Source organism: Paractinoplanes toevensis (assembly GCF_018332695.1).
GTDB classification, from domain to species: domain Bacteria; phylum Actinomycetota; class Actinomycetes; order Mycobacteriales; family Micromonosporaceae; genus Actinoplanes; species Actinoplanes toevensis.
This window is the reverse complement of record NZ_BOQN01000061.1, coordinates 40,276-62,705: the sequence shown is the minus strand read 5'-3', so window position 1 is coordinate 62,705 and position 22,430 is coordinate 40,276. Positions and strand designations below refer to the sequence as shown.

The 22,430-nt window shown below is 70.4% G+C and carries 23 protein-coding genes and 1 pseudogene; 10 read left to right on the top strand and 14 right to left on the bottom strand.

The features are described from left to right. Positions 1-25 precede the first annotated feature (25 nt). A complete protein-coding gene (gene mqnE, locus Ato02nite_RS23655) occupies positions 26-1,195 on the bottom strand; it encodes an aminofutalosine synthase MqnE (RefSeq protein ID WP_213008785.1) in 1,170 nt (389 codons plus the stop codon). A 272-nt stretch (positions 1,196-1,467) separates the two neighbouring features. Here mqnE and Ato02nite_RS23650 point away from each other — a divergent pair, with 272 nt between their 5' ends. From Ato02nite_RS23650 to Ato02nite_RS23630, 5 genes are all read left to right on the top strand, one after another. Next, on the top strand, positions 1,468-3,042 hold the full coding sequence (locus Ato02nite_RS23650; protein WP_246607342.1) for a C40 family peptidase: 1,575 nt from the start codon (positions 1,468-1,470) through the stop codon (positions 3,040-3,042). Between the two features lie 264 nt (positions 3,043-3,306). After that, positions 3,307-3,588, top strand: coding sequence for a hypothetical protein (locus tag Ato02nite_RS23645; protein WP_213008783.1), 282 nt, complete (start codon positions 3,307-3,309; stop codon positions 3,586-3,588). 58 nt (positions 3,589-3,646) lie between these two features. Beyond that, entirely contained in the window at positions 3,647-5,374 is a 1,728-nt protein-coding gene (locus Ato02nite_RS23640) for a hypothetical protein (protein WP_213008782.1), read from the top strand. Between the two features lie 242 nt (positions 5,375-5,616). Then, positions 5,617-7,347 carry a DEAD/DEAH box helicase gene (locus Ato02nite_RS23635; RefSeq protein WP_246607340.1) on the top strand — a complete coding sequence of 577 codons (1,731 nt, stop codon included), beginning with the start codon at positions 5,617-5,619 and terminating at the stop codon, positions 7,345-7,347. Between the two features lie 84 nt (positions 7,348-7,431). Then, on the top strand, positions 7,432-8,094 hold the full coding sequence (locus tag Ato02nite_RS23630; RefSeq protein ID WP_213008780.1) for a putative glycolipid-binding domain-containing protein: 663 nt from the start codon (positions 7,432-7,434) through the stop codon (positions 8,092-8,094). On the opposite strand, the gene Ato02nite_RS23625 is transcribed toward Ato02nite_RS23630, so the two are convergent. Beyond that, positions 8,084-8,536 (bottom strand): Lrp/AsnC family transcriptional regulator, encoded by a 453-nt coding sequence (locus Ato02nite_RS23625; protein WP_213008779.1) that lies wholly within the window; start codon positions 8,534-8,536, stop codon positions 8,084-8,086. The two genes, Ato02nite_RS23630 and Ato02nite_RS23625, sit on opposite strands and share 11 nt — an antisense overlap. Positions 8,537-8,746: 210 nt before the next feature. Between Ato02nite_RS23625 and Ato02nite_RS23620 the strand changes: the two genes are divergently transcribed. Then, positions 8,747-9,022 carry a BldC family transcriptional regulator gene (locus tag Ato02nite_RS23620; protein ID WP_026206443.1) on the top strand — a complete coding sequence of 92 codons (276 nt, stop codon included), beginning with the start codon at positions 8,747-8,749 and terminating at the stop codon, positions 9,020-9,022. Here Ato02nite_RS23620 and Ato02nite_RS23615 read toward each other — a convergent pair. The 5 genes from Ato02nite_RS23615 to Ato02nite_RS23595 are packed head-to-tail and all read right to left on the bottom strand — an operon-like array spanning position 8,995 to position 13,632. Further along, a complete protein-coding gene (locus Ato02nite_RS23615; RefSeq protein ID WP_213008778.1) occupies positions 8,995-9,633 on the bottom strand; it encodes a UbiX family flavin prenyltransferase in 639 nt (212 codons plus the stop codon). The genes Ato02nite_RS23620 and Ato02nite_RS23615 overlap by 28 nt on opposite strands. A 17-nt stretch (positions 9,634-9,650) precedes the next feature. Beyond that, on the bottom strand, positions 9,651-10,754 hold the full coding sequence (locus Ato02nite_RS23610) for a hypothetical protein (RefSeq protein ID WP_213008777.1): 1,104 nt from the start codon (positions 10,752-10,754) through the stop codon (positions 9,651-9,653). Beyond that, positions 10,741-11,259 (bottom strand): SigE family RNA polymerase sigma factor, encoded by a 519-nt coding sequence (locus Ato02nite_RS23605; protein WP_213008776.1) that lies wholly within the window; start codon positions 11,257-11,259, stop codon positions 10,741-10,743. The genes Ato02nite_RS23610 and Ato02nite_RS23605 overlap by 14 nt, the downstream gene beginning before the upstream one ends. 31 nt (positions 11,260-11,290) lie before the next feature. Further along, positions 11,291-12,178: a menaquinone biosynthesis prenyltransferase MqnP gene (gene mqnP / locus Ato02nite_RS23600; protein ID WP_213008775.1), complete on the bottom strand. Its 888-nt coding sequence runs from the start codon at positions 12,176-12,178 to the stop codon at positions 11,291-11,293. Beyond that, positions 12,175-13,632 carry a menaquinone biosynthesis decarboxylase gene (locus Ato02nite_RS23595; RefSeq protein WP_213008774.1) on the bottom strand — a complete coding sequence of 486 codons (1,458 nt, stop codon included), beginning with the start codon at positions 13,630-13,632 and terminating at the stop codon, positions 12,175-12,177. The genes mqnP and Ato02nite_RS23595 overlap by 4 nt, the downstream gene beginning before the upstream one ends. A 116-nt stretch (positions 13,633-13,748) precedes the next feature. On the opposite strand from Ato02nite_RS23595, the gene Ato02nite_RS51805 reads away from it, so the two are divergent. Then, positions 13,749-14,891 carry a hypothetical protein gene (locus Ato02nite_RS51805; RefSeq protein WP_246607343.1) on the top strand — a complete coding sequence of 381 codons (1,143 nt, stop codon included), beginning with the start codon at positions 13,749-13,751 and terminating at the stop codon, positions 14,889-14,891. Between the two features lies 1 nt (position 14,892). Here the strand turns inward: Ato02nite_RS51805 and ccsB are convergent, their stop codons facing one another. The 6 genes from ccsB to hemL are packed head-to-tail and all read right to left on the bottom strand — an operon-like array spanning position 14,893 to position 20,767. Further along, positions 14,893-15,867, bottom strand: coding sequence for a c-type cytochrome biogenesis protein CcsB (gene ccsB, locus Ato02nite_RS23585; RefSeq protein WP_213008773.1), 975 nt, complete (start codon positions 15,865-15,867; stop codon positions 14,893-14,895). Beyond that, the gene (gene resB, locus Ato02nite_RS23580) at positions 15,867-17,459 is read right to left on the bottom strand and encodes a cytochrome c biogenesis protein ResB (protein WP_213008772.1); all 1,593 of its coding nucleotides are present in this window, start codon (positions 17,457-17,459) and stop codon (positions 15,867-15,869) included. Before resB ends, ccsB begins: the two co-directional genes overlap by 1 nt. Continuing rightward, positions 17,456-18,226: a cytochrome c biogenesis CcdA family protein gene (locus tag Ato02nite_RS23575; RefSeq protein ID WP_213008771.1), complete on the bottom strand. Its 771-nt coding sequence runs from the start codon at positions 18,224-18,226 to the stop codon at positions 17,456-17,458. The genes resB and Ato02nite_RS23575 overlap by 4 nt, the downstream gene beginning before the upstream one ends. Further along, positions 18,226-18,780, bottom strand: coding sequence for a TlpA family protein disulfide reductase (locus Ato02nite_RS23570; RefSeq protein ID WP_213008770.1), 555 nt, complete (start codon positions 18,778-18,780; stop codon positions 18,226-18,228). The genes Ato02nite_RS23575 and Ato02nite_RS23570 overlap by 1 nt, the downstream gene beginning before the upstream one ends. A 2-nt stretch (positions 18,781-18,782) precedes the next feature. Further along, positions 18,783-19,430: a histidine phosphatase family protein gene (locus Ato02nite_RS23565; protein ID WP_213008769.1), complete on the bottom strand. Its 648-nt coding sequence runs from the start codon at positions 19,428-19,430 to the stop codon at positions 18,783-18,785. Then, positions 19,427-20,767 (bottom strand): glutamate-1-semialdehyde 2,1-aminomutase, encoded by a 1,341-nt coding sequence (gene hemL, locus Ato02nite_RS23560; protein WP_213008768.1) that lies wholly within the window; start codon positions 20,765-20,767, stop codon positions 19,427-19,429. The genes Ato02nite_RS23565 and hemL overlap by 4 nt, the downstream gene beginning before the upstream one ends. Before the next feature lie 134 nt (positions 20,768-20,901). Between hemL and Ato02nite_RS23555 the strand changes: the two genes are divergently transcribed. Continuing rightward, positions 20,902-21,231, top strand: a complete 330-nt coding sequence (locus Ato02nite_RS23555) for an STAS domain-containing protein (protein ID WP_213008767.1) — start codon at positions 20,902-20,904, stop codon at positions 21,229-21,231. Here Ato02nite_RS23555 and Ato02nite_RS53435 read toward each other — a convergent pair. Then, positions 21,212-21,454 (bottom strand): annotated as a pseudogene (locus Ato02nite_RS53435) (DUF7919 family protein); the annotation flags it as partial. The gene Ato02nite_RS23555 and the pseudogene Ato02nite_RS53435 overlap by 20 nt on opposite strands. Positions 21,455-21,472: 18 nt before the next feature. Between Ato02nite_RS53435 and Ato02nite_RS23550 the strand changes: the two are divergent. After that, on the top strand, positions 21,473-21,850 hold the full coding sequence (locus Ato02nite_RS23550) for a MerR family transcriptional regulator (RefSeq protein WP_213008766.1): 378 nt from the start codon (positions 21,473-21,475) through the stop codon (positions 21,848-21,850). After that, positions 21,835-22,170, top strand: coding sequence for a thioredoxin family protein (locus Ato02nite_RS23545; protein ID WP_213008765.1), 336 nt, complete (start codon positions 21,835-21,837; stop codon positions 22,168-22,170). Before Ato02nite_RS23550 ends, Ato02nite_RS23545 begins: the two co-directional genes overlap by 16 nt. Positions 22,171-22,430: the final 260 nt, after the last annotated feature.

Here is a 22,430-nt window from a genome sequence, read left to right as displayed (position 1 = left end):
GGGTACGCCGTACCGAGATGTCCATTTACGCCCAGACCGTGGCCGGCTCGCTGCGGCGCGAGGCCAGCGATGGGGCCGGGTCGTACTCCCGGACCACCTCGTAGCGGGTGTTGCGCTCGACCGGCTGGAAACCGGCGTCCCAGATGAGGTCGAGCAGGTCGTCGCGGTGCATGGTGTTGGGCGTGCCGTACGAGTCGGCGTCGTGGGTGATCTTGTATTCGACCACCGAGCCGTCCAGGTCGTCGGCGCCGAAGTTCAGCGAGAGCTGGGCGACCGACAGACCGTGCATGACCCAGAAGTTCTTCAGGTGCGGCACGTTGTCGAACATCAGCCGGGACACCGCGAACGTCTTGAGCGACTCGGCGGGAGCGGCCATCCTGGTGCGCTCCTGGATGCGGTTACGCACCTTGCCGTCCTGCGAGTCGACGAAGTCGTGCTGGTAGCGCAGCGGGATGAAGACGGCGAAGCCACCGGTCTCGTCCTGCAGCTCGCGCAGGCGCATCACGTGGTCGACCCGGTGCCGCGGCTCCTCGATATGCCCGTACAGCATGGTGGCGGGGGTCTTCATGCCTTTTTCGTGGGCCAGCCGGTGGATGCGCGACCAGTCTTCCCAGTGGCAGTTGTGGTCGACGATGTGCTGCCGGACCTCCCAGTCGAAGATCTCGGCGCCGCCGCCGGTCAGCGACTCGAGGCCGGCGTCCATCAGCTCGTCGAGGATCTCCGAGGCGGGCAGGCCGCTGATCTTCTCGAACCACTGGACCTCGGTGGCGGTGAAGCACTTGAGCTTGACGTTGGGCAGCGCGGCCTTCAGCTCGCGCAGCACCTTGGGGTAATAGCGCCAGGGCAGGGTGGGGTGCAGGCCGTTGACGATGTGCAGCTCGGTGAGCTGCTCGTCTTCCATCTCCTTGGCCTTGCGCACGGCCTCGTCGATGCGCATCGTGTACGCATCCTTTTCGCCGGGTTTGCGCTGAAAGGAACAATAAGCGCAGCTTGCCGAGCAGACGTTGGTGAGGTTCAGGTGCCGGTTGACGTTGAACATCACCCGATCACCGTTCATCTCGGTGCGCTTGTGGTGGGCCAGCCGGCCCAGCCAGGCGAGATCGTCCGACTCGTAGAGCGCGATGCCGTCCTCGCGAGTCAGCCTCTCACCTGCGTAGACCTTGGCCTCTAGCTCGCGTTTCTGTCCGGCATCCATCTGTGCCCCTTCCCTTAACTCGTCGTTGAGCCTACGTCCCACCCCCGACAAGAACGCGACCGCAGGGTTGGCGGGCGGTCCAGCTCACGGTGTCGTTGTTCGGATTCCCAGCCTTCTTTCATCTGTGATCAATCGACAGCCGTAGGAGCAATGAGGTAAGCCTTTAGAGGGACGAAAAGCGGCGAGCGATCGTCGCGGACGGGGAGCACATGGCTACTGGACGTCACGGAGACCGGCGGATACGCACGGCGCGCCCTTGGTGGCGCCCCGTGATGCTCTCTGCTGCCGCCACCGCCGCCATCGCCGCCCTGTTCAACCCGGTGCCCGCCCTCGCCGCGCCGACCGTGCCGCAGGTGCCCGCCGCTCCCGCGGTGCCCGACGTCGGCTCCCGGCCGATGGCGCTCGGCACCCTGGTGCTGCCCGGCCAGACCGCGACCACCACGCCGGTCGTGACGCCCACGCTCACCGGCTCCGCGACCAGCCCGGTCCTGCAGAAGATCGAAAAGGGCCGCGCCGAGATCGCCACCATCGGCGACGATCTGATCCAGCTCGGCCAGGACCGCGATCTCGCCGAGACGCAGTACAAAGCGACCGAGCAGCGGTATGCCGAGGCTGCCGACACCCTGCAGGACGCGCGCACCGCCGCCGCCAGCGCGGCCGCCCAGTCGATGATCGAGGCGGCCGGTCTGCCGCCCGGCGCGTTCGAACCCGGCCTGGCCGGCCTCGACGACCTGGCCCGCCTGCAGCGCGGCGATGCCTCCACCGAGCAGGCCACGGCTCGCCAGATCAGCTCCGCCGAGACGGCCGTCCAGCTCACCCTCGACCAGCAGACTCTGGCCAAGGAGCACTGGAAAGACCTGATCGGGCAGTACACCAAGCTCAACACCCAGCTCAGCAAGAAGCAGGCGGCGCAGCAGAAACTCGAGCTCGCCAACGCCGTCGAGCTGAGCGCGGCCGAGACCAGCGAGACGGTCACCGACAGCGCGCTCGGTGCGCAATATCTGGCTGGCGCCGAGGCGGGCCGGGGCTCCGACCCCCGGGCGATCCAGGCGCTGGAGTTCGCGCTGGCCCAGCGCGGCGACCCGTACGTGTGGTCCGAGGAGGGCCCGGACCAGTACGACTGCTCCGGCCTGATGTACGCGGCGTACCACTCGGTCGGCTTCCCGCTGACCCGGGTCTCCCGCGACCAGTACTGGCAGACCCGCAACAAGGTCGTCGACCGCTACTCGCTGCTCCCCGGTGACCTGCTCTTCTTCAGCTACTCGAACAGCTGGCGCGGCATCCACCACGTCGCGATGTACGCGGGTAACGGCATGATGGTCGAGGCGCCGCGCACCGGTCTCAACGTGCGCCTCACCCCCGTCCGCTGGTCGCGGCTCTTCCAGGCCACCCGGATCTTCGGCTCGGTCGAGGGCACCACCGAGGGTCCGGTGCTCGGCTCGCCCGACCCGGAACCGGCCGACCCGACCACGACCACCCCGACGACGTCGCCCACGACGAGCAAGCCGCCCACGAACCCGACGTCCAAGCCGCCGACGACGACCCCGCCGACCAAGCCGACCACCCCGTCGACTCCGCCGACGACGCCGTCCACGCCGCCGACCACCCCGTCTACGTCGCCGACGACCCCGTCTACGCCGCCGACCACGTCCACCTCGCCGACGACCTCCACGGCGCCGGAACCGACCACCGCTCCGGCCACCACCTCGGCGCCGGCGACCGGCGGCAGCGAGGAGACGAGCAAGCCGGCGACCAGCACGAGTTCGGCGAACGCGACGGAGCAGACGTCCCAGTCGTCCAGCGCCGCCCAGTCGGCGACGACCTCGTCGTCCGCGTCCGCCAACTGAGCATCGGCCACCAGGCGGTAAAGATCGCCTTTTCCGGTGGTAACCGACCGGCCGCACGAGTGGGCCGGTCGGTGCCGGGTGTGTTCACGGGCGCGGATATGGCACGGTAGGGGGCACAGCGCCCGACGTCCGAACCGTCGGTACGCGGTCGGGAGGGTTCATGGAAGAGCGGCAGGCGACACCGGACGCCGACGGCACCAAGCCGACGGCCGGTGGCGACCAGGAGGCGTATTCTCCGCCCCCGCCGCCCGCCCCCGGTGCCTTGTGGGCCCCGTCGGCGCCCGCGTCCGCTTCACCGTTCGCGCCGTCCTCGGCCACGCCGTCCTCGGCCACGCCGTCCTCGGCCACGCCGTCCTCGGCCACGCCGTCCTCGGCCACGCCGTCCTCGGCCACACCGTCCTCGGCCACACCGTCCTCGGCCACACCGTCCTCGGCCACACCGTCCTCGGCCACACCGTCCTCGGCCACGCCGTCTTCGGCCGGGAACCCGCTGGCCGCGACTTCACCGGCCGCGCCTCCTTCGGCCGCCGGCGAGCGGCCGGGTAGCGCGCCCGTCAGCGGGGCCGCGAGCGGCCGCGCGACGGTGGGTCGCCCGATCGGCTCGGTGAGCGCCTCCGTCCCGGTTTCCGCCAAGCCGGCAGCGAGCAGCGCGGCCCCCGCAGGGAGTGCAGCGGCACCGGCCGGCGCAGGACCATCGAGCGCGGCGCCCGCGAGCACGACGCCGGGCCGGGTCACCGGCTCCGCGCGCCCGGTCAGCTCGGGCGGCGGCAATCTGGTGCCCGAGCGGGTCGACGGCTCGTCCCGACAGCTTTCCGCTCAGCCCGGCGCGGGCGCGGCCCGTGCCTCGGTGCCCGGCTCGATCAACCCCGACCCGGCCGCGGTGCGCGCCGCGACGTGGCCGAGCGGCCAGGCCAAGGTCTACGGCGGCCGTCCCACCGATTCCGAGGAACCCCCGAAGCCCGCGGTCTCCTCGACCTCGATCGGCACCGCCACGGTGTCGGCCCGCCCGGCGACGGAAGCCAAGCCCGCAACGGAAGCCACGCCCACGACCGAAGCCAAGCTCGCAACGGAAGCCAGGCCCACGACGGAAGCCAGGCCCACGACGGAAGCCAAACCCGCGCTGGATGCCAAGCTCGCAGCGGAGGCCAAGCCGGCCACCGAGCTGAAGCTGCCGCTGGAGAGCAGGCCGCTGGAGAGCAGGCCGCTGGAGAGCAGGCCGTCGGAGAGCAGTTCGGCGACGAACTCCGAGCCAGAGTCGCCGAAGCCGAGCGACCCCAAGCCGGCCGAGCCCACCCCGGCCCGCCCCGAGCCCGGCGACCCGAAGCCGGCCGACCCGCAGCCCGCCGACCCGAGGCCGACCGACCCGAGGCCCGGCCCCGGCGAGCCGGAGCCGCTGAAACCGGAACCCGAGAAGCCGGAACCATCGCGCCCGGTCCCGGCCCCGCCGGCGAGGCCTCAGCCGGTCAAGCCGACCGAGCCCGGCCCGTTCGAGCCTCAGAAGCCGTTCCCGAGCCCGGTGCCGACGCCGTTCCCGACGCCGCAGCCGAGCCCGTTCCCGCCCCCGGCCCCCGGCCCGACGCCGAGCCCGGCCCCGGGTCCGTCGCCCACGCCGCCCGGCCCCGTGCCGAGCCCCACGCCGCCCGGCCCGGTGCCCCCGGGTCCCGGCCCCTCACCCACGCCGCCGGGTCCAGGTCCGTCGCCCGTGCCGCCCGGCCCTGGACCGAGCCCGGTGCCGGGCCCGCCGTCGCCGAGCCCGGTGCCCGGTCCGCCGGGTCCGAGCCCGGTCCCCGGGCCGCCGCAGCCGGTCTTCCCGCCGCCGCCGACGATCCCGGCCGCGTCCGGTCTGCCGACCTACACCGTGCCGCCCAGCTCCGGCCCGCGCACCTCCGCCGCGATGCCCCCGGCCAACCCGTACGGGGTCGCCGGTCCGGCCGCGAATACCCAGCCGTTCGGCGTGTCCGCGACACCGACCGCGCAGATCAGTTCCCCACCCGCCTACCCCGCCGGGTTCGACCCGAACGCGACGTCGGCCGTTCCGCAGCAGCGCGGTCAGGTGACCGGTCCGGGCGGGACCGTGTACGGCACGGGCGGATACGAGACAATCGACACAACGATGCCGGTGTCGATGAATCCGGTGGAGAATTCAGGGTCGCTGACCGGGCATATCCTGGCCCAGGGCTGGCATGACGAGATCGTCGACCGGCGCCGCAGCAACTTCAAGGTAGCCATCGCGATGCTGGTGGTCCTGGGTCTGCTCGTGACCGTAAGCCTGGTTTTCCTGTTCACGGCGGGCAGCGCTTTCACCGACATGATCGAGGGACTATTCAACTGAGTTTGGCGGACCGCCTCGGGCCACCTATCCTTGCGAGGTTGCGCCGGTGGGGGTGAGCCTGCCCACTGCCGGGGCGGAATGCGGTCGGCGTGCTAAACGTTGAGCCGTACACTTATGACAGTTACTGAAGCGGCGTGCCTTAAACGAGCATGCCACGGGCGTTCTTGCGGGCATTACAGCGGCAGGCTGACAGCAGCCGCGGCGGGCCATTCGCGAGCATGCGCCCCCGTAGAGAGGTTCTCTTGACCACTTTCGCTGATCCCAGCACGTTCCCGTCCGTTTTCGAAGCCCCTGCCGACGCAGAGGTCCCGGCCACTGAAGAGGCCGTCACCCCCGAAGAGTCCGCCGAGATCACCCCGGCGGCCGAGGCGATCCCCACCCTGACGTTCGCCGACCTGGGCGTTCCGCCCGAGATCGTCCGCGTGCTCAGCCGTGAGGGCATCACCACCCCGTTCGAGATCCAGGCCGCGACCATGCCCGACGCCCTCGCGGGCCGGGATGTGCTCGGCCGTGGCCAGACCGGTTCCGGCAAGACCCTCGCGTTCGGCCTTCCGCTGCTCGCCCGGGTTGCGCAGGGCGGTCGCGCCAAGCCGCACCACCCGAAGGCCCTGATCATGGTGCCGACGCGCGAGCTGGCCATGCAGGTGGCCGACGCGCTGCAGCCGCTGGGCCGCTCGGTCGGTGTGTTCCTGAAGACCGCTGTCGGCGGCGTGCCCTACGACCGTCAGATGGACGCGCTGCGGCGTGGCGTCGAGGTCATCGTGGCGACGCCGGGCCGGCTGGGCGACCTGATCGAGCGCGGCGCCTGCAACCTGGCCGACGTCGAGGTCACCGTCCTGGACGAGGCCGACCAGATGGCTGACATGGGCTTCCTGCCCGAGGTCACCGAGCTGCTGGCCAAGACCCCGGAGAACGCTCAGCGCCTGCTCTTCTCGGCCACTCTCGACGGCGACGTCGACACCCTGGTCAAGCGGTTCATGCACGACCCGGTCACGCACTCGACCAACCCGGCCGAGGCCAGCGTGTCCACCATGGATCACCACCTGCTGCTGATCCCGCCGGCGGAGAAGTTCCCGATCACCGCGGCGATCGCCAACCGGAACGGCAAGACCATCGTCTTCGCCCGCACCCAGATGGGTGTCGACCGGCTGGTGGAGCAGCTGCGCATGGTCGGTGTCCGGGCCGGTGCGCTGCACGGCGGCAAGACGCAGCGGGTTCGCACCCGCACGCTGGCCGAGTTCAAGGAAGGCCGCACCAACGTTCTGGTGGCGACCGACGTGGCGGCCCGTGGCATCCACGTGGACGGCATCTCGCTGGTCGTGCACGTCGACCCGCCGAAGGACCCGAAGGACTACCTGCACCGCGCGGGCCGTACGGCTCGGGCCGGTGAGTCGGGTGCGGTGGTGACGCTGGTTCTGCCGAAGCAGCGGCGCAGCACGCAGGCGATGATGGGCAAGGCCGGCGTCGCGCCGGCCGAGGTCCGGGTCCGCCTGGGTGACGAGAAGCTCGCCGAGGTGACCGGGGCTCGTGAGCCCAGCGGCATTCCCGTGCCGGAGGAGCCGGAGGCTCGCCGTGAGCGTGGCGAGCGTCCGCGGGGCCGTTTCGGCGACCGTCCGCAGCGTTCCTACGGTGACCGCCCCCAGCGGTCGTACGGTGACCGTCCGCGCGGCGAGCGTACGGGTGGTGACCGCTCGTTCGGTGACCGTCCGCAGGGTTCCTTCGGTGACCGGCCGCAGCGCCCCTACTCGGAGCGTCAGGACCGGCCCGAGCGTTCGTTCGGTGACCGGCCCGCCACCGGCGACCGGCCGACCGGTGACCGTTCGTTCGGGGACCGCCCGCGCGGCGACCGTGGCACCTTCCAGCCGCGTAACGGGGAGCGCACCGGCGGGTTCCGCCGCGAGGCTCCGCGCAACGACCGGCGCGAGGGCACCGGCGGCCGCTTCGGCACGGCCCGCCCGGCCCGCACCTACTGATCCACAGCTGAAACGAGGACCCCGGCACGGGAACGTGCCGGGGTTCTCTGTTGTGGAGCGGTCGCACAGGGTAGAGGTAGAGGCATGCCGCTGCCTGACTCGCTCTTCTGGGAACGCAAGGATGCAACCGGGGTCGAGCACGCCCTCGTCGACGCGCGGAACGGGCTCTATGCCCGGGGCACGATCCTGGCCGTCAAACCGATCGCCTATACCTGTCGCTACGAGTTGCGCACCGAGCCGGGTTGGGCGTCCGCCCACCTGGATGTCACCACCGAGGGTGCCGGCTGGTCGCGCAATGTCCGCCTGGAACTGGCGGCGGGCCGGTGGCGCGCGGTGACCGCCGAACAGGGCAACCTTGACACGGTGTTATCGGCTTCCGGCCACGCTCGGGCCGGCCTGCCCGGTCTGGAGGACCCGGATCGGTTGTTCGGGGCCTTCGACGTCGATCTCGGTGGTTCCCCGCTCACCAACACGCTGCCGATCCGCCGTCTGGGCCTGCTGAAGGCGGAGCCGAACGTGTCGCACCGGATCAGCGCCGCGCTGGTGCTGGTGCCGAGCCTGGAGGTGGTGCAGGCCGACCAGATCTACACGCCACTGAGCGAGAACGGCGAGAACGGCGAAGACAAGAGCGGCGGGCGCGGCAATCGCATCCGCTACGCGAGCGAGACGTTCAGCGCGGACCTCACCGTGGACGATGACGGCTTCGTAGTGGACTATCCGGGACTTGCCCAGCAAATCACGAGCTGATGCCCGGCTGGGGGCGGTTCTCCCACTTCGTGCTCAGCGCGATCGCGGTGCGGGTGGACGCCACCCCGGGCGTGCGGTTGATCCGCACGATCAGCTGCTCCAGCTCGGCGATCGTGCCGACCCGCACGGTGAGCTGGTAGGACTCGACGCCGGCCATGAAGTAGCAGCTCTCCACCTCGGGCATGGCCCGCACCGCGGTGAGCACGTCGTCGGTGTCGGCGCCGGAGTCCTCGATGATACCGATCAGCGCGGTGACCCCGAGGCCGAGTGCTTCGTGGTCGACGTCGGCCCGGTAGCCGCGGATGGTTCCGGCCGCTTCCAGCTTGCCGACCCGCTCGTGCACGGCCGGGGCGGACAGCCCGACCTTGCGGGCCAGCTCGGCGTACGACGAGCGCGCATTCTCCCGTAGCAGGTCGATGAGCCGTAGGTCGATGGAGTCCATAGCTCAGACCCTAAACGGGTGGCAGATAGTCACTCACGCCCGGTAGCGACGAATCGACGGCAGGATAACGATCACTGTCGCAATTAGGGCTTTTTCCGCATTCCAGGGACTCGGTTCCGGGGCAATGCTCTAATGGCTTTACGTCCCGATCGAGCACGCCGACACTCACCGTGATCACGGCCGCTCCAAGACCGACGCGAGGAGGGGGCTGTGGACACTGGAGATCGTCTGCTGACACCGGGCGAGGTGGCCGCGCTGTTCCGCGTCGACCCCAAAACGGTCACGCGATGGGCCGCCGCCGGGCGTATCGGCAGCATCCGCACTCCGGGTGGCCACCGCCGGTTCCGCGAGTCCGAGGTCCGCGCGTTGCTCGAGGGCGACGGCGTGGTCGAGGAAATGCGCGAGGACGACGCCGCCAACCGCCCCCGCAACGCGGGTCCGAGCAACCCTGGCATGGGTTACGGTCCGCCCAACGGATTGCGCTGAGCATTCAGCTCACCCTTCCAACGGGTCAACAGCGTGTTGGGTACGCCGAGGGCGTCCAGCACCTTTCCCGCCACGAAGTCGATCAGCTGTTGTGCGGTCGCCTGCGCCCCGGCGCCATAGAAACCGGGGCTTGCCGGCAGGACGACCGCACCGGCGTCGTGCAGGGCTATCAGATGCTCCAGGTGGCTGCGGGTGACCGGGGTTTCCCGGGGCACCACCACCGTACGGCGGCGTTCCTTGAGGTTGACCTCAGCGGCCCGCTGAAGCAGGTCCTTGGACAGTCCGATGGCGATGCCGGCGCAGGCGGCCGTGCTGGCCGGCACGACCACCATGCCCTTGGCCGGGTAGGAGCCGCTGCTCGGCCCGGCGGCCAGGTCACCGGCCGGCCAATAGCTCAGATCGCCCAGGTCCCGGCCCAGCCAGCCGGCGACGTCGTCCTTCCAGTGCGCATCGCGCACGGTCGCGCCGGTCTCGTCGAGCAGGGTCAGCCGGGCCGCTTTCGAGACGACCAGGTCGATGGCTTCGCCGGCGTCGAGCAGGGCGGTCAGCACGGCTTTGGCGTACGGCGTCCCGGAGGCTCCCGAGACACCGACGACCCATGGTTCACGCATGCCTCAAGTGTGCCCGCTCATTCCCCGCCGACCTGCGCGCTCGCCGGAAAACCGGAGCCGGCCGGGAGCCAGGTGGACGGCTGGTCCACCGAGCCGAACCGCGCGCTGTCGAGCATCTTGCGGAGCTCGCTCTCGGCATCCGCGTCGGTGCCGAACACTTCCAGCACGTTCTTCCCGCCGGGCAGGAAGGTGTAGCAGTGCTTCGGCTGCTTCTCGACCGGGATGCCCTTGATGGCGACCCGTTCCGGGCAGATCACACCGGCCCGGGGAGCACCGTGATCGGAGGGCACCGTCGGGCTCAGCCAGAGCATGAGACCCCGGCTGCCCTTCTGGGTGCGCGGGTCCGGGTCGGGCCGGCCGATCCGGGCGACGGCCTCGTCGGCCGGCACGAGCTGCACCGACGACAGCTGGCCCGCGCTGAACCGGCCGGCGACCTCGACGATCCGGTAGTCGGGCGGCACGTAGGAGGTCACGAAGGCGAGCAGGACCGGCCGCGGGGCGCCGGTTTCCAGCGCCTCGGCCACCTGGCGCAGCTCGGCCGGGGTGAGCGCCCATTTGCCGGGGCCGTCGGCGCGGACCGTCGCGAGGGCCATCGCACCCTCCGCGTACTCCCAGAGCAGCATCGGGGCGCCGTCGGCGTCGACCCGGTAGGCCGAGCGGCCGTGGATCGCCGAGGTGGCGGTGATCTTCGCGCCGGCGAGCGTGCTCCGCGGGTCGATGCCGGGCCGGTAGAGGGTGACCTCGCCCTCCTGGGCGTCGGCCTGCCCGCCCTTCTTCTCGATCATCGCGGTCTCGCCGGCCACGGTCCAGCGGTAGGGATCGTCGACTCGCAGCCGGCCGGTGATGAACCCGTGGAGGGCGTAGGTGAGGTCGGGCCCGCGGACGGCCTCGACGGTCGGGGACGGCGAGACCGACGGCGACGGCCCGGCCGGCAGCGACGGCGACGGTCCGGCGGCCCGGCTGGTGAGTTGCGGCACCCCGATCGCGGCGGACACCGCCACCACGGCCGCAATCACCACCCCGGTCCGCCGGCGCCGCCGCAGGCGCCTTCCGGCCCGCACCGCGTCCTCGACGTCGTAACGTGCCGGCGGAGCATTTTCCAGCAGCTCAGACAGCTTCATAGCGGACCTCCGTGTCGATGCCCGGGTCGGTGCCGAGGATCTTGCGGAGCGCGTCGAGGCCCCGCGATGTGTATGCCTTGACCGTGCCCTCGGGGCAGTGCAGCGCCGCCGCGGTCTGCGGCACGCTGAGCCCCTCCAGAAAGCGCAGCACCAGCACGGCCCGGTGCTTGACCGGCACCCGCAGCAGCGCCTGCCGCAACCGCAGCCGCTCGTCGACGGCCGGGACCGGATCGTCCATCGGCGTCTCCGGCATGGCGTGGCTGAGCGACTGTTCGCGGCGCCACCACGGGCGGCGCGTCTCGTCGATGGCGGCCCGGACCACCGCGGTGCGGGCGTACCCGTCGTGGTTGTCGATCCGGCCCCACTTCACGTAGAGCCGGGCCAGGGCGGCGAGAACCGCGTCCTCGGCCAGGTGCCAGTCGCCGCAGGTGAGAAACGCCAGACCGCGCAGCGAATCCATCTGCGCGGCGACGAACTCCCGGAACTCGGCTTCGTTGTCGCTCACGCAAATTAGACGGACGGCGATGGGCCGGCGGTTACAACAAAGTCAGATCGAGCAGCGCGAACACGAACAGCGCGATGCCGACGAAGCCGTTGGCGGTGAAGAACGCCCGGTTGACCTTGGAGAGGTCGTTCTCGGTGACGACGACGTGCTGGTAGACGAAGGCGGCCGCGGTCAGCGCGAGACCGATCCACCAGAGCCAGCTCAGGCCGACCAGGGCGCCGAACCAGACGAAGAGAAGGAAAGTCACGACATGCGTGACGGTGGAGATGCGCAGGGCGGTGCGCACGCCCCAGCGGGCCGGGGTCGAGTGCACGCCGATCTCGCGGTCGATCTCGACGTCCTGGCAGGCGTAGATGATGTCGAAGCCGCCGATCCACAGGCCGACCGCGGCGCCGAGCAGCCAGGCCGGCCCGGAACCCGAGAACGTGCCGGTGATGGCCAGCCACGCGCCCACCGGCGCCACCGCCTGGGCCAGCGCCAGGATGTAGTGCGGGTAGTTGGTGAACCGCTTCCCGTACGGATAGATCACCAGCGGAATCACCGCGAGCGGGAACAGCACCAGGCAGAGCCAGTTCAGCAGGCCGGCCGCGACCGCCATGACGACGAGCGAGACGGCCGCGCCGGTCCACGCCGTACGCAGGCTGACCGCGCCGGTGACGAGTTCGCGGTTCCGAGTGCGCGGGTTCAGCGCGTCGATCTTGCGATCCAGGATGCGGTTGGCGGCCATCGCGAACGTGCGGCCGGAGACCATGGCCACCGTGATCAGCAACAGGTCGAGCCAGTGGATGCCGGTGTCCTCGCGATGCATCACCACGAAAGCCGACAGATAGGCGAAGGGCAGAGCGAAAACGGAATGCTCGATCGCCACCAACCGCAGGAAGGAGGTGATCTTGCCCGGCTTTTCGGCTACCGCCGTCATATCCCGTATTCCTTCCACCGCTTGTCCACCAGGGCGACGACCTCGGGCGACATCACCATCTCGTCCGGCCAGCCCCGCGTGTAGCCCTCGCTGGGCAGCTTACGGGTGGCGTCCAGACCCGCCTTACCGCCCCAGAACTGCTGGTAGGACGCGTGGTCGAGGTGGTCGACCGGGCCCTGGGTGATCATCAGGTCGCGGTCGTAGTCGACGTTGCCGAACGCCCGGAACGCGACCTCGGCGTAGTCGTGCACGTCGCAGTCCTCGTCGACGACCACGATGAGCTTGGTGAGCGACATCAGGTGGGCACCCCAGATCGCGTTCATGATCTTCTGCGCGTGCTTGGGGTAGCGCTTGCGGATCGAGACGATCACGCAGTTGTGGAAGACACCGGCGGCCGGCATGTCGTAGTCGACGATGTCCGGGATCAGCATCTTCAGCAGCGGCAGGAAGATCCGCTCGGTCGCCTTGCCCAAGCCGTGGTCCTCCTGCGGCGGCTTGGACGTGATGATCGAGTGGTAGACCGGCTTCTTCCGCATGGTCATCGTCTCGATGTGCAGCACCGGGAACGGCTCGACCGGGGTATAGAAGCCGGTGTGGTCGCCGAACGGGCCCTCCGGGTGCCGCTCGCCGGGCTCCAGGTAGCCCTCGAGCACGATCTGGGCGTGCGCCGGGACCTGCAGCGGCACGGTCAGGCAGTCGACCATCTCGACCCGCTCGCCGCGCAGGAAGCCGGCGAACAGGTATTCGTCGATGTCGGACGGCAGTGGGGCGCTGGCGGCGTAGCTGACCACCGGGTCGCAGCCGATCGCGACGGCCACCGGCAGGCGCTCGCCGAGGCGCTCGGCCACCGCGTGGTGGGCGGTCGAGTCCTTGTGGATCTGCCAGTGCATGCCGAGCGTGTTCTTCGAATGCTGCTGGAGGCGGTAGAGGCCGAGGTTGCGCTTCCCGGTCTCCGGGTGCTTGGTGTGGGTCAGCCCGAAGTTGTGGAAGATGCCGCCGTCGCCGGGCCAGACCTGCAGCCCAGGCAGCAGGTCGAGGTCGACCTCGTCGCCCTTGAGCACCACTTCCTGGCAGGGAGCGGTCTTCACCCGCTTCGGCGGCAGCGACTTGAGCTGGAGCGCCTTGCCGATGCCCTCCCGGATGCCGGACCAGCCGACCGGCAGCTCCGGCTTGATCAGCGAGCCGATCCGCTCGCCGATCTCGTCGAGCGTGCCGACGCCGAGCGCCATCGCCATCCGCTTCTCGGTGCCGAACAGGTTGATCGCCACCGGCATGTCGCCCCGCGTCGGCCGCTCGAAAAGCAGGGCCGGGCCGCCGGCTCGGACGGTACGGGTCACCACCTCGCTGATCTCCAGCGTCGGGTCGGCCGGAACCTTGACCCGGCGCAGCTCACCGGCTGCCTCGAGGGCGTCGAGGAAGCTCTGCAGATCGTCGTACGGGAACCGAGGCGCCATGGATAACAGTCTTCACCACCGGCGCCGGTTCGCCGCGTGCGGGCGATCACCGTCACTCCGCATGTCCGGTTCGCGTTGAGGTGGGCGATTGCTCCGTTACGGATCGGGAGATGCCGGTGAAGGTTCGGAACGCCACGCGCTGGGGTGCGCTCACCGCGCTCACCGCCCTGCTGGCGGTCGCGGCCCCGGCCGTCTCGGCGCCCTCCGGCGTCGCCGCGCCCGCTCTGCGGCCCACAACCGCGCCCGCTCTACAGCCGAAAGCCGCCCCCGCTCCGCGGCCGAAAGCCACGCCCGAGGCCGCGCCCGTTCCACGGCCCACACCGACGCCGGCGGGCTTGCCCGCCTGCCCGGCCGGGCCCGCGTCGACCCGGCCGCCCACGAAGCCGGCCGGGCCGGGCACCCCCGGTGCGTGCCGCGCCGCCGGGCGCATCCTCGAGTCTGGGGTGCAGTTGAGCCGGCCGGCCACCGGCGTCACCCCGAGCGGCTACCACCACCTCGGCGCCAACTCGGCCGGTGAGTGGAGCGGTGTCTCCGGGCGGATCTCGGTGGTGGACGGCTCGATCCGGCCCCGCAGCTACGACTTCATCGCCGGCCGGTTCATGGCCAAGCGGAACATGGGCGGCGGCCAGATCGCCTGGCTCGAGGCGGGCTGGGCGGAGACCGGCTGGGCCGGCCCCGGCCGGCAGCACGTCTACACGTTCAACACCAACACCCGCACCTGGCAGTTCTACGACCAGTACCTGCTGCGGCCGGGCGACCGGGTCTGGCTCGACCTGCACAGCGACGCCGGCGGGGTGTGGGCCGCCTGGCTGTGGTGGAACAACCGGTGGAACCTCCTCACCGCCCAGCGCCTGCCGATCGGCGCGAGCGCCTTCATGGAGCAGTACGTCGAGGTGCACGTCGACGCCAGCCGGCCCACCCTGGTGGACGTGCCCGAGGTGACCGTCGACAACGTGCAGCTGCGGCCGGCCGACGGCGGCGCTGCCCGCTACTGGCGGGACGACGTGCCCACGCTCACCGGTTACGACCCCGGCCAGCAGCAGCGCAGCGGCGGCTTCTGCCTGAACTGGGTGAACCGTTACGACACCTGGACGGCCGGGGACTGCCTCGGCGACCTCGGCGGTGGTGAGCCGGAGAAGCCGCCGTCGCCACCCGCGGCACCGACGCCGAGCGTGACCGTCACGCCGTCACCGTCGGTCGCGGCATCGCGGCCGTCGCCGTCGCGGCCGTCGCTCCTCGGCGGGCTGCTCGGTGGGTGACCTACATGCCGCCCGCATTGGCGTACGAGTGCAGGCCGCTGAAGAACAGGTTCACGCCGAACAGGTTCATCAGCATGGTCGCGAAGCCGAGCAGCGCGATCCAGGTCGCCACCGTGCGCTTGACGCTCGGGGTGGCCCGCGCGTGCAGGTAACCCGCGTAGACGACCCAGGAGATGAACGCCCAGACCTCCTTGGGGTCCCAGTTCCAGTAGCGGCCCCAGGACGCCTCGGCCCAGATCGGGCCGGCGATCAGCGCGCCGAAGGTGAACAGCGGGAACGCGAACGCGTGCAGCCGGAAGGTGAGCCGCTCGAGAAGCGTCGCGTCGGGGAGGCTCTTGCCCAGCGTGTACGGGAAACGACGCTTACCTCGGTCATACCCGTCCCGGATCAGGAACATCGCGGCCGGCACCGCGCCGATCAGCAGGATGCCGGAGGCCAGGATGATCGTCGAGACGTGGATGATGAACCAGTACGACTGGAGGGCCGGGACCAGCGGGCCGACCGGGGTGTAGGCGATCATGCCGTCCGCGCCGAGCAGCAGCACGAGCGCCAGCGAGACGAAGAGCCCGATGTGCCGCAGGGCCGGCCGGCGTAGCAGCACACCGGCCCACACCGCCGACCCGACGAAGGTCGCCGACAGGATGTACTCGTACATGTTGCCCCAGGGCATCCGGTCGGCGGCGATGCCGCGGGTGACCAGCGTGCCCAGGTGCAGCAGCAGGGCGAGGAGGTTGAAACCGACCGCGGCGCGACCGACCCACTCGGCCCGCCCGCTGTTGGGGACTACCGCGACCGGCGAGGGCGGCTGATCGTCCGGCACCGGGGCACCGGCCCCGACCAGCTCGCGGGCGGGCAGCACGGCCGCCCGGCCGATCCGGCTCTTGGCCCCGAAGGCGTACTCGCCGGCGTAGAGGACCATCGCGGCCAGATAGGCCAGCACGGTCACGGCCATCAACTGATTCGACAGCTCCGCCATCAGGGATTCCCTTCCTCGGCGGCCTTCACCAACGCCGCGAACTCGTCGGCAAAACCGGGATAGTCGGTGCGTGGCAGCCCACCGGCCGCCAACAACGTACCGCCGGAGGAATCCGGCGAAGCTGGCAGGGCGCGGAACCAGACGCGACGACGGTGGCCGCCCAGCGACAGCATCAGTCCGATCAGGCCCAGGACCGCGCCGACCAGGATCAGCGACTGCGTCGGGTCGTAGCGGATCGCCAGCGTGGCATACGGCCTGGTGCCGAGAAACTCCAGCTTGGTGCCGTCGTCCAGGGTCCAGGTCTCGCCGAGCTTGAGCTCGTGCGGGCGTTCGCCGCTCACATTCTTCAGGTCGCCGGTCTCGATCTGCCCCTGATCGAGAGAGTAGACCGAGCCGGGCGTGCCCACGTCCAGACCGAGATCGCCGCGGTAGGCGGTGAGGAACAGGGCCGGCGCGTTCTCGGCCGGGTACGTCGACGTGGCGCCGGTGCCGACGGTCGGCAGGTAGCGGCCCTCGAAGCCCATCTGCAGCGCCGGGTCGCGCCGGTCGGTCTTCGGGTCGATGTTCACGTCCGGGAACTGGGCCACGCCCTCGCTGGTGAACATGCCGTCGACCGGCAGGAACGGGACGGTCTTGGTCTGCGAGGCGCCGTACCGGTCGGTGAAGCGCACGGTGACCGCGTAGCCGTGCCCGATGAGGTGCACGTTCGCGTGGTGCAGCCGCAGCGGGTCGTTGACCGTGAACTCGCGGGTCTTGACCGGGCCGTCGTTCTCGCTGACCCCGACGGTGGCCTCGAACCCCTTGGGCTGACCGGTGTCCGGTTGGTAGCTGGCCTCGAACTTGTCCAGGGTGAGGCAGAAGTTGGGCAGGTCGGCGGCGTCGACCCGGGGGCCGAGCGTCGAGTCGTCGTACTGCGCCAGCGAGTTGCAGAAGCCCTGGTCGGCGCCGGCCACCAGGATGCGGTTGCCGTGCCAGCCGTACCAGTGCCCGAAGCCCACGCCGATCAGCACCGCGAGCAGCGCGAAGTGGAAGATCAGGTTGCCGGTCTCCTTGAGGTGGCCCTTCTCGGCGGAGACCGTGACACTGCCGTCCTCATGTTCGCGCAGTTTCACGCGGAAGCGGCGTTTGCGCAGCATGGCGGCCGCTTCGGCCGGGGTCATGGCGCTCTCGACGGAGGGCGCGGACTGCGGCAGGCGGTCGAAACGCTTGGGGGCGTCCGGCGGGGCCAGGCGCAGCGCCCGGATGTGGTCGAGCAGCCGCGGGATCACGCAGCCGATCAGCGACGTGAACAGCAGCAGGTAGATCGAAGCGAACCAGGGCGATGCGTAGACCTCGAAGCCGCCGAGGCGCTCCAGCACCGGGGCGAGCTTCGGGTGCGCCGCGTAGTACTCGGTGACCCGCTGCGAGTCGACCGCGCGCTGCGGGAAGATCGAGCCGGGAATCGCGGCGACGGCCAGCAGGAACAGCAGCACCAACGCCGTACGCATGGAAGTCAGCTGTCGCCACGAGTTGCGCAACAGAGCCCACAGGCGGTTGGGGCGCCGCGGCGGCGGAGCCGCGGGTGGCGCCGGCCGTTCCTCCACCACGGTCACAGCAGTGTCCCTCCGCCGAAGTCGAAGGTGGTCAGCAGCCAGACCAGGAAGTGGTTCCAACCCCCGGTGACCAGGGCGATGCCGACCGCGATGAGCAGCGCCCCGCCGATCCTGGTCACCCACTGGCTGTGCCGGCGGATCGCCCGGAAGACGCCGAGCAGCTTGCGGAAGAAAAGACCGAACAGAACGAACGGAATGCCAAGACCGAGGCTGTACGCGAGGGCGAGAGTTGCCGCGCGACTGGTCTGACCGCTCGTGGTGGCCAGCGCGATCACCACGGTCAGGGTCGGTCCGGTGCAGGGCAACCAGGACAGCGCGAAGATACCGCCGAAGATCGGGGCGCCGATCAGGCCGGCCGCCGGGAGCTTGCTGATCCGCATCTCCCGTTGCAGGCCGGGGATCCAGCCGAGGTAACCGAGGCCGAGCACGATCACCAGTACGCCGAGGACGATGTCGAGCGTCTCCTGGTGGGTCTTGAGGGTGAAGCCGATGTTCGCCACCAGCGTCACCAGCAGGGTGAACACGATCGCGAAGCCGAGCACGAACAGCAGCGTGCCGGCCAGCACCCGGCCGGTCCTCCGGCGCACCTCGGCGGCCCGCTCGGCGTCCAGGTCGGCCCCGGCCAGCCCGGTCACATAGGAGAGATAACCCGGCACCAGCGGCAGCACGCACGGCGACAGGATGCTGACCAGGCCGGCGATGGCCGCGACGGCAACCGCCAGCAGCAGCGGGCCGCTGCCGGCGATGTCCGCGAAGTTCTCGCCCATCACCCGGTCGCTTCCGCCGCGATCTTCTCGACCAACGGCTGCAGCTCGGTGTACGTCGTGGCGGCGCGCAGTGCCACCGCGATCCGGCCCTGCCGGTCGAGGATCAGCGTGGCCGGGGTGCTGGTCTGGGTCACGTCGAACTTCAACGCGACCTTGCCGTCGAAGTCGTAGATGCTCGGGTAGGTCACCCGGCCGCGCTCGAACGCCCGGGCCGAGTCTTTGTCGTCGCGCGAGTTGACGCCGATGAAGGTGACGCCCTTGGCCTTGGTGTCCTGGTAGGTCTTCTCCAGGTCATCGGCCTCGGCCCGGCACGGCGCACACCACGAGCCCCAGAAGTTGACCACCACGACCTTGCCGCGGTCCTGCGAGATGTCGTATTTCCCGCCGTCGAGCAGCTCGCCGGTGACCTCCTTGACCTGCGGGCGCTGGGTCGGCGCGCACTCCACCACGGTGCCCGTGGTGGTGCACTTCTTCGCCCAGTTCTCCCCGCCGCACCCGGCCAGGCCGGCCACCGCGAGCGCGGCGACGGTCAGGACGACGGTGGGGCGGCGCATGGTCAAGCTCCCTTGGCGGTCTTGGCGGACGCGGACAGGGCCACCAGGTGCGCGGCCGGCTCGGAGTAGTCGATACCGACCACGGTAGAACCCTCGAAGTGAATCGAGGTGAGACTGGCCAGGCCACATTGGCGACGGCGCGGGTCATGCCAGAGTCGCTTCTTCTCGACGTACCGGCGCAGTGTCCAGATCGGCAGCTGGTGGGAGACGCAGACGGCCTCGTGGCCCTCGGCGGCGACCCGGGCCGCCTGCACGGCCGCGAACATCCGGGTGGCGATCTGCAGGTAGGGCTCGCCCCAGGACGGCGTGATGGGGTCGCGCAGCACCCACCAGTGCCGCGGGTTGGTCAGCGCGCCGTCGCCGACGCCCACCGTCTTGCCCTCGAAGTAGTTGGCGCTCTCGATCAGCCGCACGTCGCTGGCCACGTCGAGCTTGAACTCGGCGGCGATCGGGGCGGCCGTCTCCTGGGCCCGCTCCAGCGGGCTGGCCACCACGTACGTGATGTCGCGGGCGGCCAGCGACTCGGCCGCCGCCTTGGCCATCTGCACGCCGAGCTCGGAGAGATGGAAGTTGGGCAGCCGCCCGTACAGGATCTTCGTCGGGTTGAAGACCTCGCCGTGCCGCAGCACGTGCACCGTGGTCCTGCTCATGCCGTACCCCCTGCGGCCCGTGCTGCGTGCGGCAACGCCGCCGCGATCTGTTCCAGCGCCTGGTCGTCCAGCGCCGTCGACACAAACCACGATTCGAAGGCGCTCGGCGGCAGGTAGACGCCGCGGGCGAGCATCTCGTGGAAGAAGCCCTTGAACGCGGCCGCGTCCTGGGTCTTCGCCGTGTCGTAGTCGACGACCTCGGTCTCAGTGAAGAAGATCGAGAACATGTTCCCGGCGTACGACAGCCGGTGCGGGACGCCCGCCTTGTTCAGTTCGACGGAGGCCAGCGCACCCACCGTCGCGGACAGCTCGTCGAGCCGCTTGTAGGTCGCGTCGTCGGCCAGCCGCAGCGAGGCCAGGCCGGCCGCGCAGGCGAGCGGGTTACCGGAGAGCGTGCCGGCCTGGTAGACCGGGCCGGCCGGGGCGAGCCGCGACATGATCTCGCGGCGCCCGCCGAACGCGGCCGCGGGCAGCCCGCCGCCCATCACCTTGCCGAAGGTGAACAGGTCGGCATCGACCGGGTCGAGCCCGGACCAGCCACCGGCCGACACCCGGAAACCGGTCATCACCTCGTCGACGATCAGCAGCGCGCCGTTCGCGTGGGCGATCTCGGCGAGGCGCTGGTTGAAGCCGTCGCGCGGGGGGACCACGCCCATGTTGCCGGCCGCGGCCTCGGTGATGATCGCGGCGATCTCGGTGCCGTCGGTGGCAAACGCCGCCTCGACCGCGGCCACGTCGTTGTACGGCAGCACGATCGTCTCGGCCGTGGTCGCCCCGGTCACGCCGGGTGAATCGGGCAGGCCGAGGGTGGCGACGCCGGAGCCGGCCGCGGCCAGCAGGGCGTCGACGTGGCCGTGGTAGCAGCCGGCGAACTTCACGATCTTGGCTCGGCCGGTGAAGCCGCGGGCCAGCCGGATCGCGGTCATGGTGGCCTCGGTGCCCGAATTGACCAGGCGGACCTCGTCGATCCCGGCGCGCCGGACGATCTCCTCGGCCAGGTCGACCTCGCCGGCCGTGGGCGTGCCGAAACTGGTGCCCAGGGCGGCGGCGGCCTGCACGGCGGCCACGATCTCGGGATGCGCGTGGCCGTGGATCAGCGGACCCCACGAGCAGACCAGGTCGACGTAGCGGCGGCCGTCGGCGTCGGTGAGCCACGGACCTTTGCCGGACGACATGAATCGGGGCGTGCCACCGACCGCTCGGAACGCACGCACGGGTGAATTGACCCCGCCGGGCACGATGGCGCTGGCGCGGTCGAACAGGGCCTGGGAGACCGGGGCGTCCTGCGGGTACGGGAGGCCCTCGGCGCGGTATGAGGTGGTCACAGCGGCTCCCATTCTGTCAGCGGCACCCCTCGGTCGTCTCAAGAGGGTTGTTCACGTCGTACGTGCGTCACACCAGCATGTCCGGAACGCCCGGTTACGCGAGCGCCCGACGGGCAGATCCCCACCACGGGCGATAGGCTGAGCCCGTGGAGAGGCCGGAGTTGACCATCGAGGTCGAGCGTGCGCCCGACGAGGTCGTCCTGCACCTCGCCGGTGAGATTGACGTGCTCACGGTCGCCAACCTGTCCGCCATCGTCAATGAGACCCTGGGCGAGCCGCCGCCCCGCATCGTGCTCGACATGGCGGGCGTCACATTCTGCGATTCGCAGGGTCTCGGCACCCTGGTGGTGCTCAGCCGCAAGGCTCAGCACGCCCGCTCGGTGCTCTCACTGACCAACGTCGGCGAGTTCCTGATGCGCGTCCTCGACATCACCGGCCTCCGCAGCGCCCTGATGATCAGCTCAGTCGCTTCCTGAGCGCGGCGAGGAACGGCTCCGGCGGCAGATAGCCGTGCTCTTCGACGTAATGCACGATGAGCGTCGGCGCCACATAGATGACACCGTCGTCGGCACGAACTTCCAGTTCACCGCTGCCGGACCGGACAGGAGAGCCGGTCGCGCAGATTTCCGCACCGATGTACTCCCCGCGCCGGGGCCGGCTCGACCTTAGAACAAGGGCCTTGCGTTGACACCGGTGTGAAGGCCTAACGTCGGCCTCATGTTGATCGGCGAGCTGGCCTCACGCGCGGGCACCAGCACTCGGACCCTGCGCTACTACGAAGAACAGGGTCTCGTGCGGCCGCAGCGGGACAGCAACGGCTACCGGCAGTACGACGATGCCGAGCTGCGCGTGGTGCACGAGATCCGGTCGCTGCTCGCGGTCGGTTTCGGGCTCGACGACATCAAACCCTTCGTCGCGTGCCTACGCGCCGGTAACTCCGCGGGCCACGTGTGCCCGGATTCGGTGGTGGTGCTGCGCCGGAAACTCGCCGAGGTGGACGGCTACCTTTCGCAGCTCACGGAGATCCGGCAGCAGCTGCACGCGCAGTTGACCCAGGCCGTCGAAAACCGGGAGACCCGATGCTCATCACTCTGACCGACGCCACCTTCGCCGAGACCGTGCTCGCCTCGGACCTGCCGTTCGTCGTCGACTTCTGGGCCGACTGGTGCCCGCCGTGCCGCCCGATGGCCCAGACCTTGGCCGAGCTGGCCCCCGAGTTCGACGGCCGGCTGCGAATCGGCAAGATCAACGCCGACGAGAACCCGTCGACGACCCGCGCCTACCGGATCATGTCGATGCCCACGCTGCTGTTCTTCACCGGCGGCATCGTGACCGCGACGCTGGTCGGCGCCCGCCCGAAATCGGTGCTCCGCTCCGCACTCACCAACGCCGTCACGCCATACGTGAACAGCTAGAAGTCTTTTCGGGTGGGGGCCTCGCCGATGTCCGGAAAGGACGGAACCCCGACCCCGGCTTCGGTGCGCTTTCGATCAAACCCTTTTCCGTACGGGCCGGCTCAGTCCCGTGGCACTCGGTCCCGGCAGGTGCCCCTCACCCTCCGCGCGCCCGCTACGGGCGGGCCTGGCCCGCCCCCGGCTACGCCCGATCTTGTGGACTTGCCGTGCGGACAGAGCGGCAAGTCCGCACGATCTGCACTAGCGCCGGGCGGGGTGGG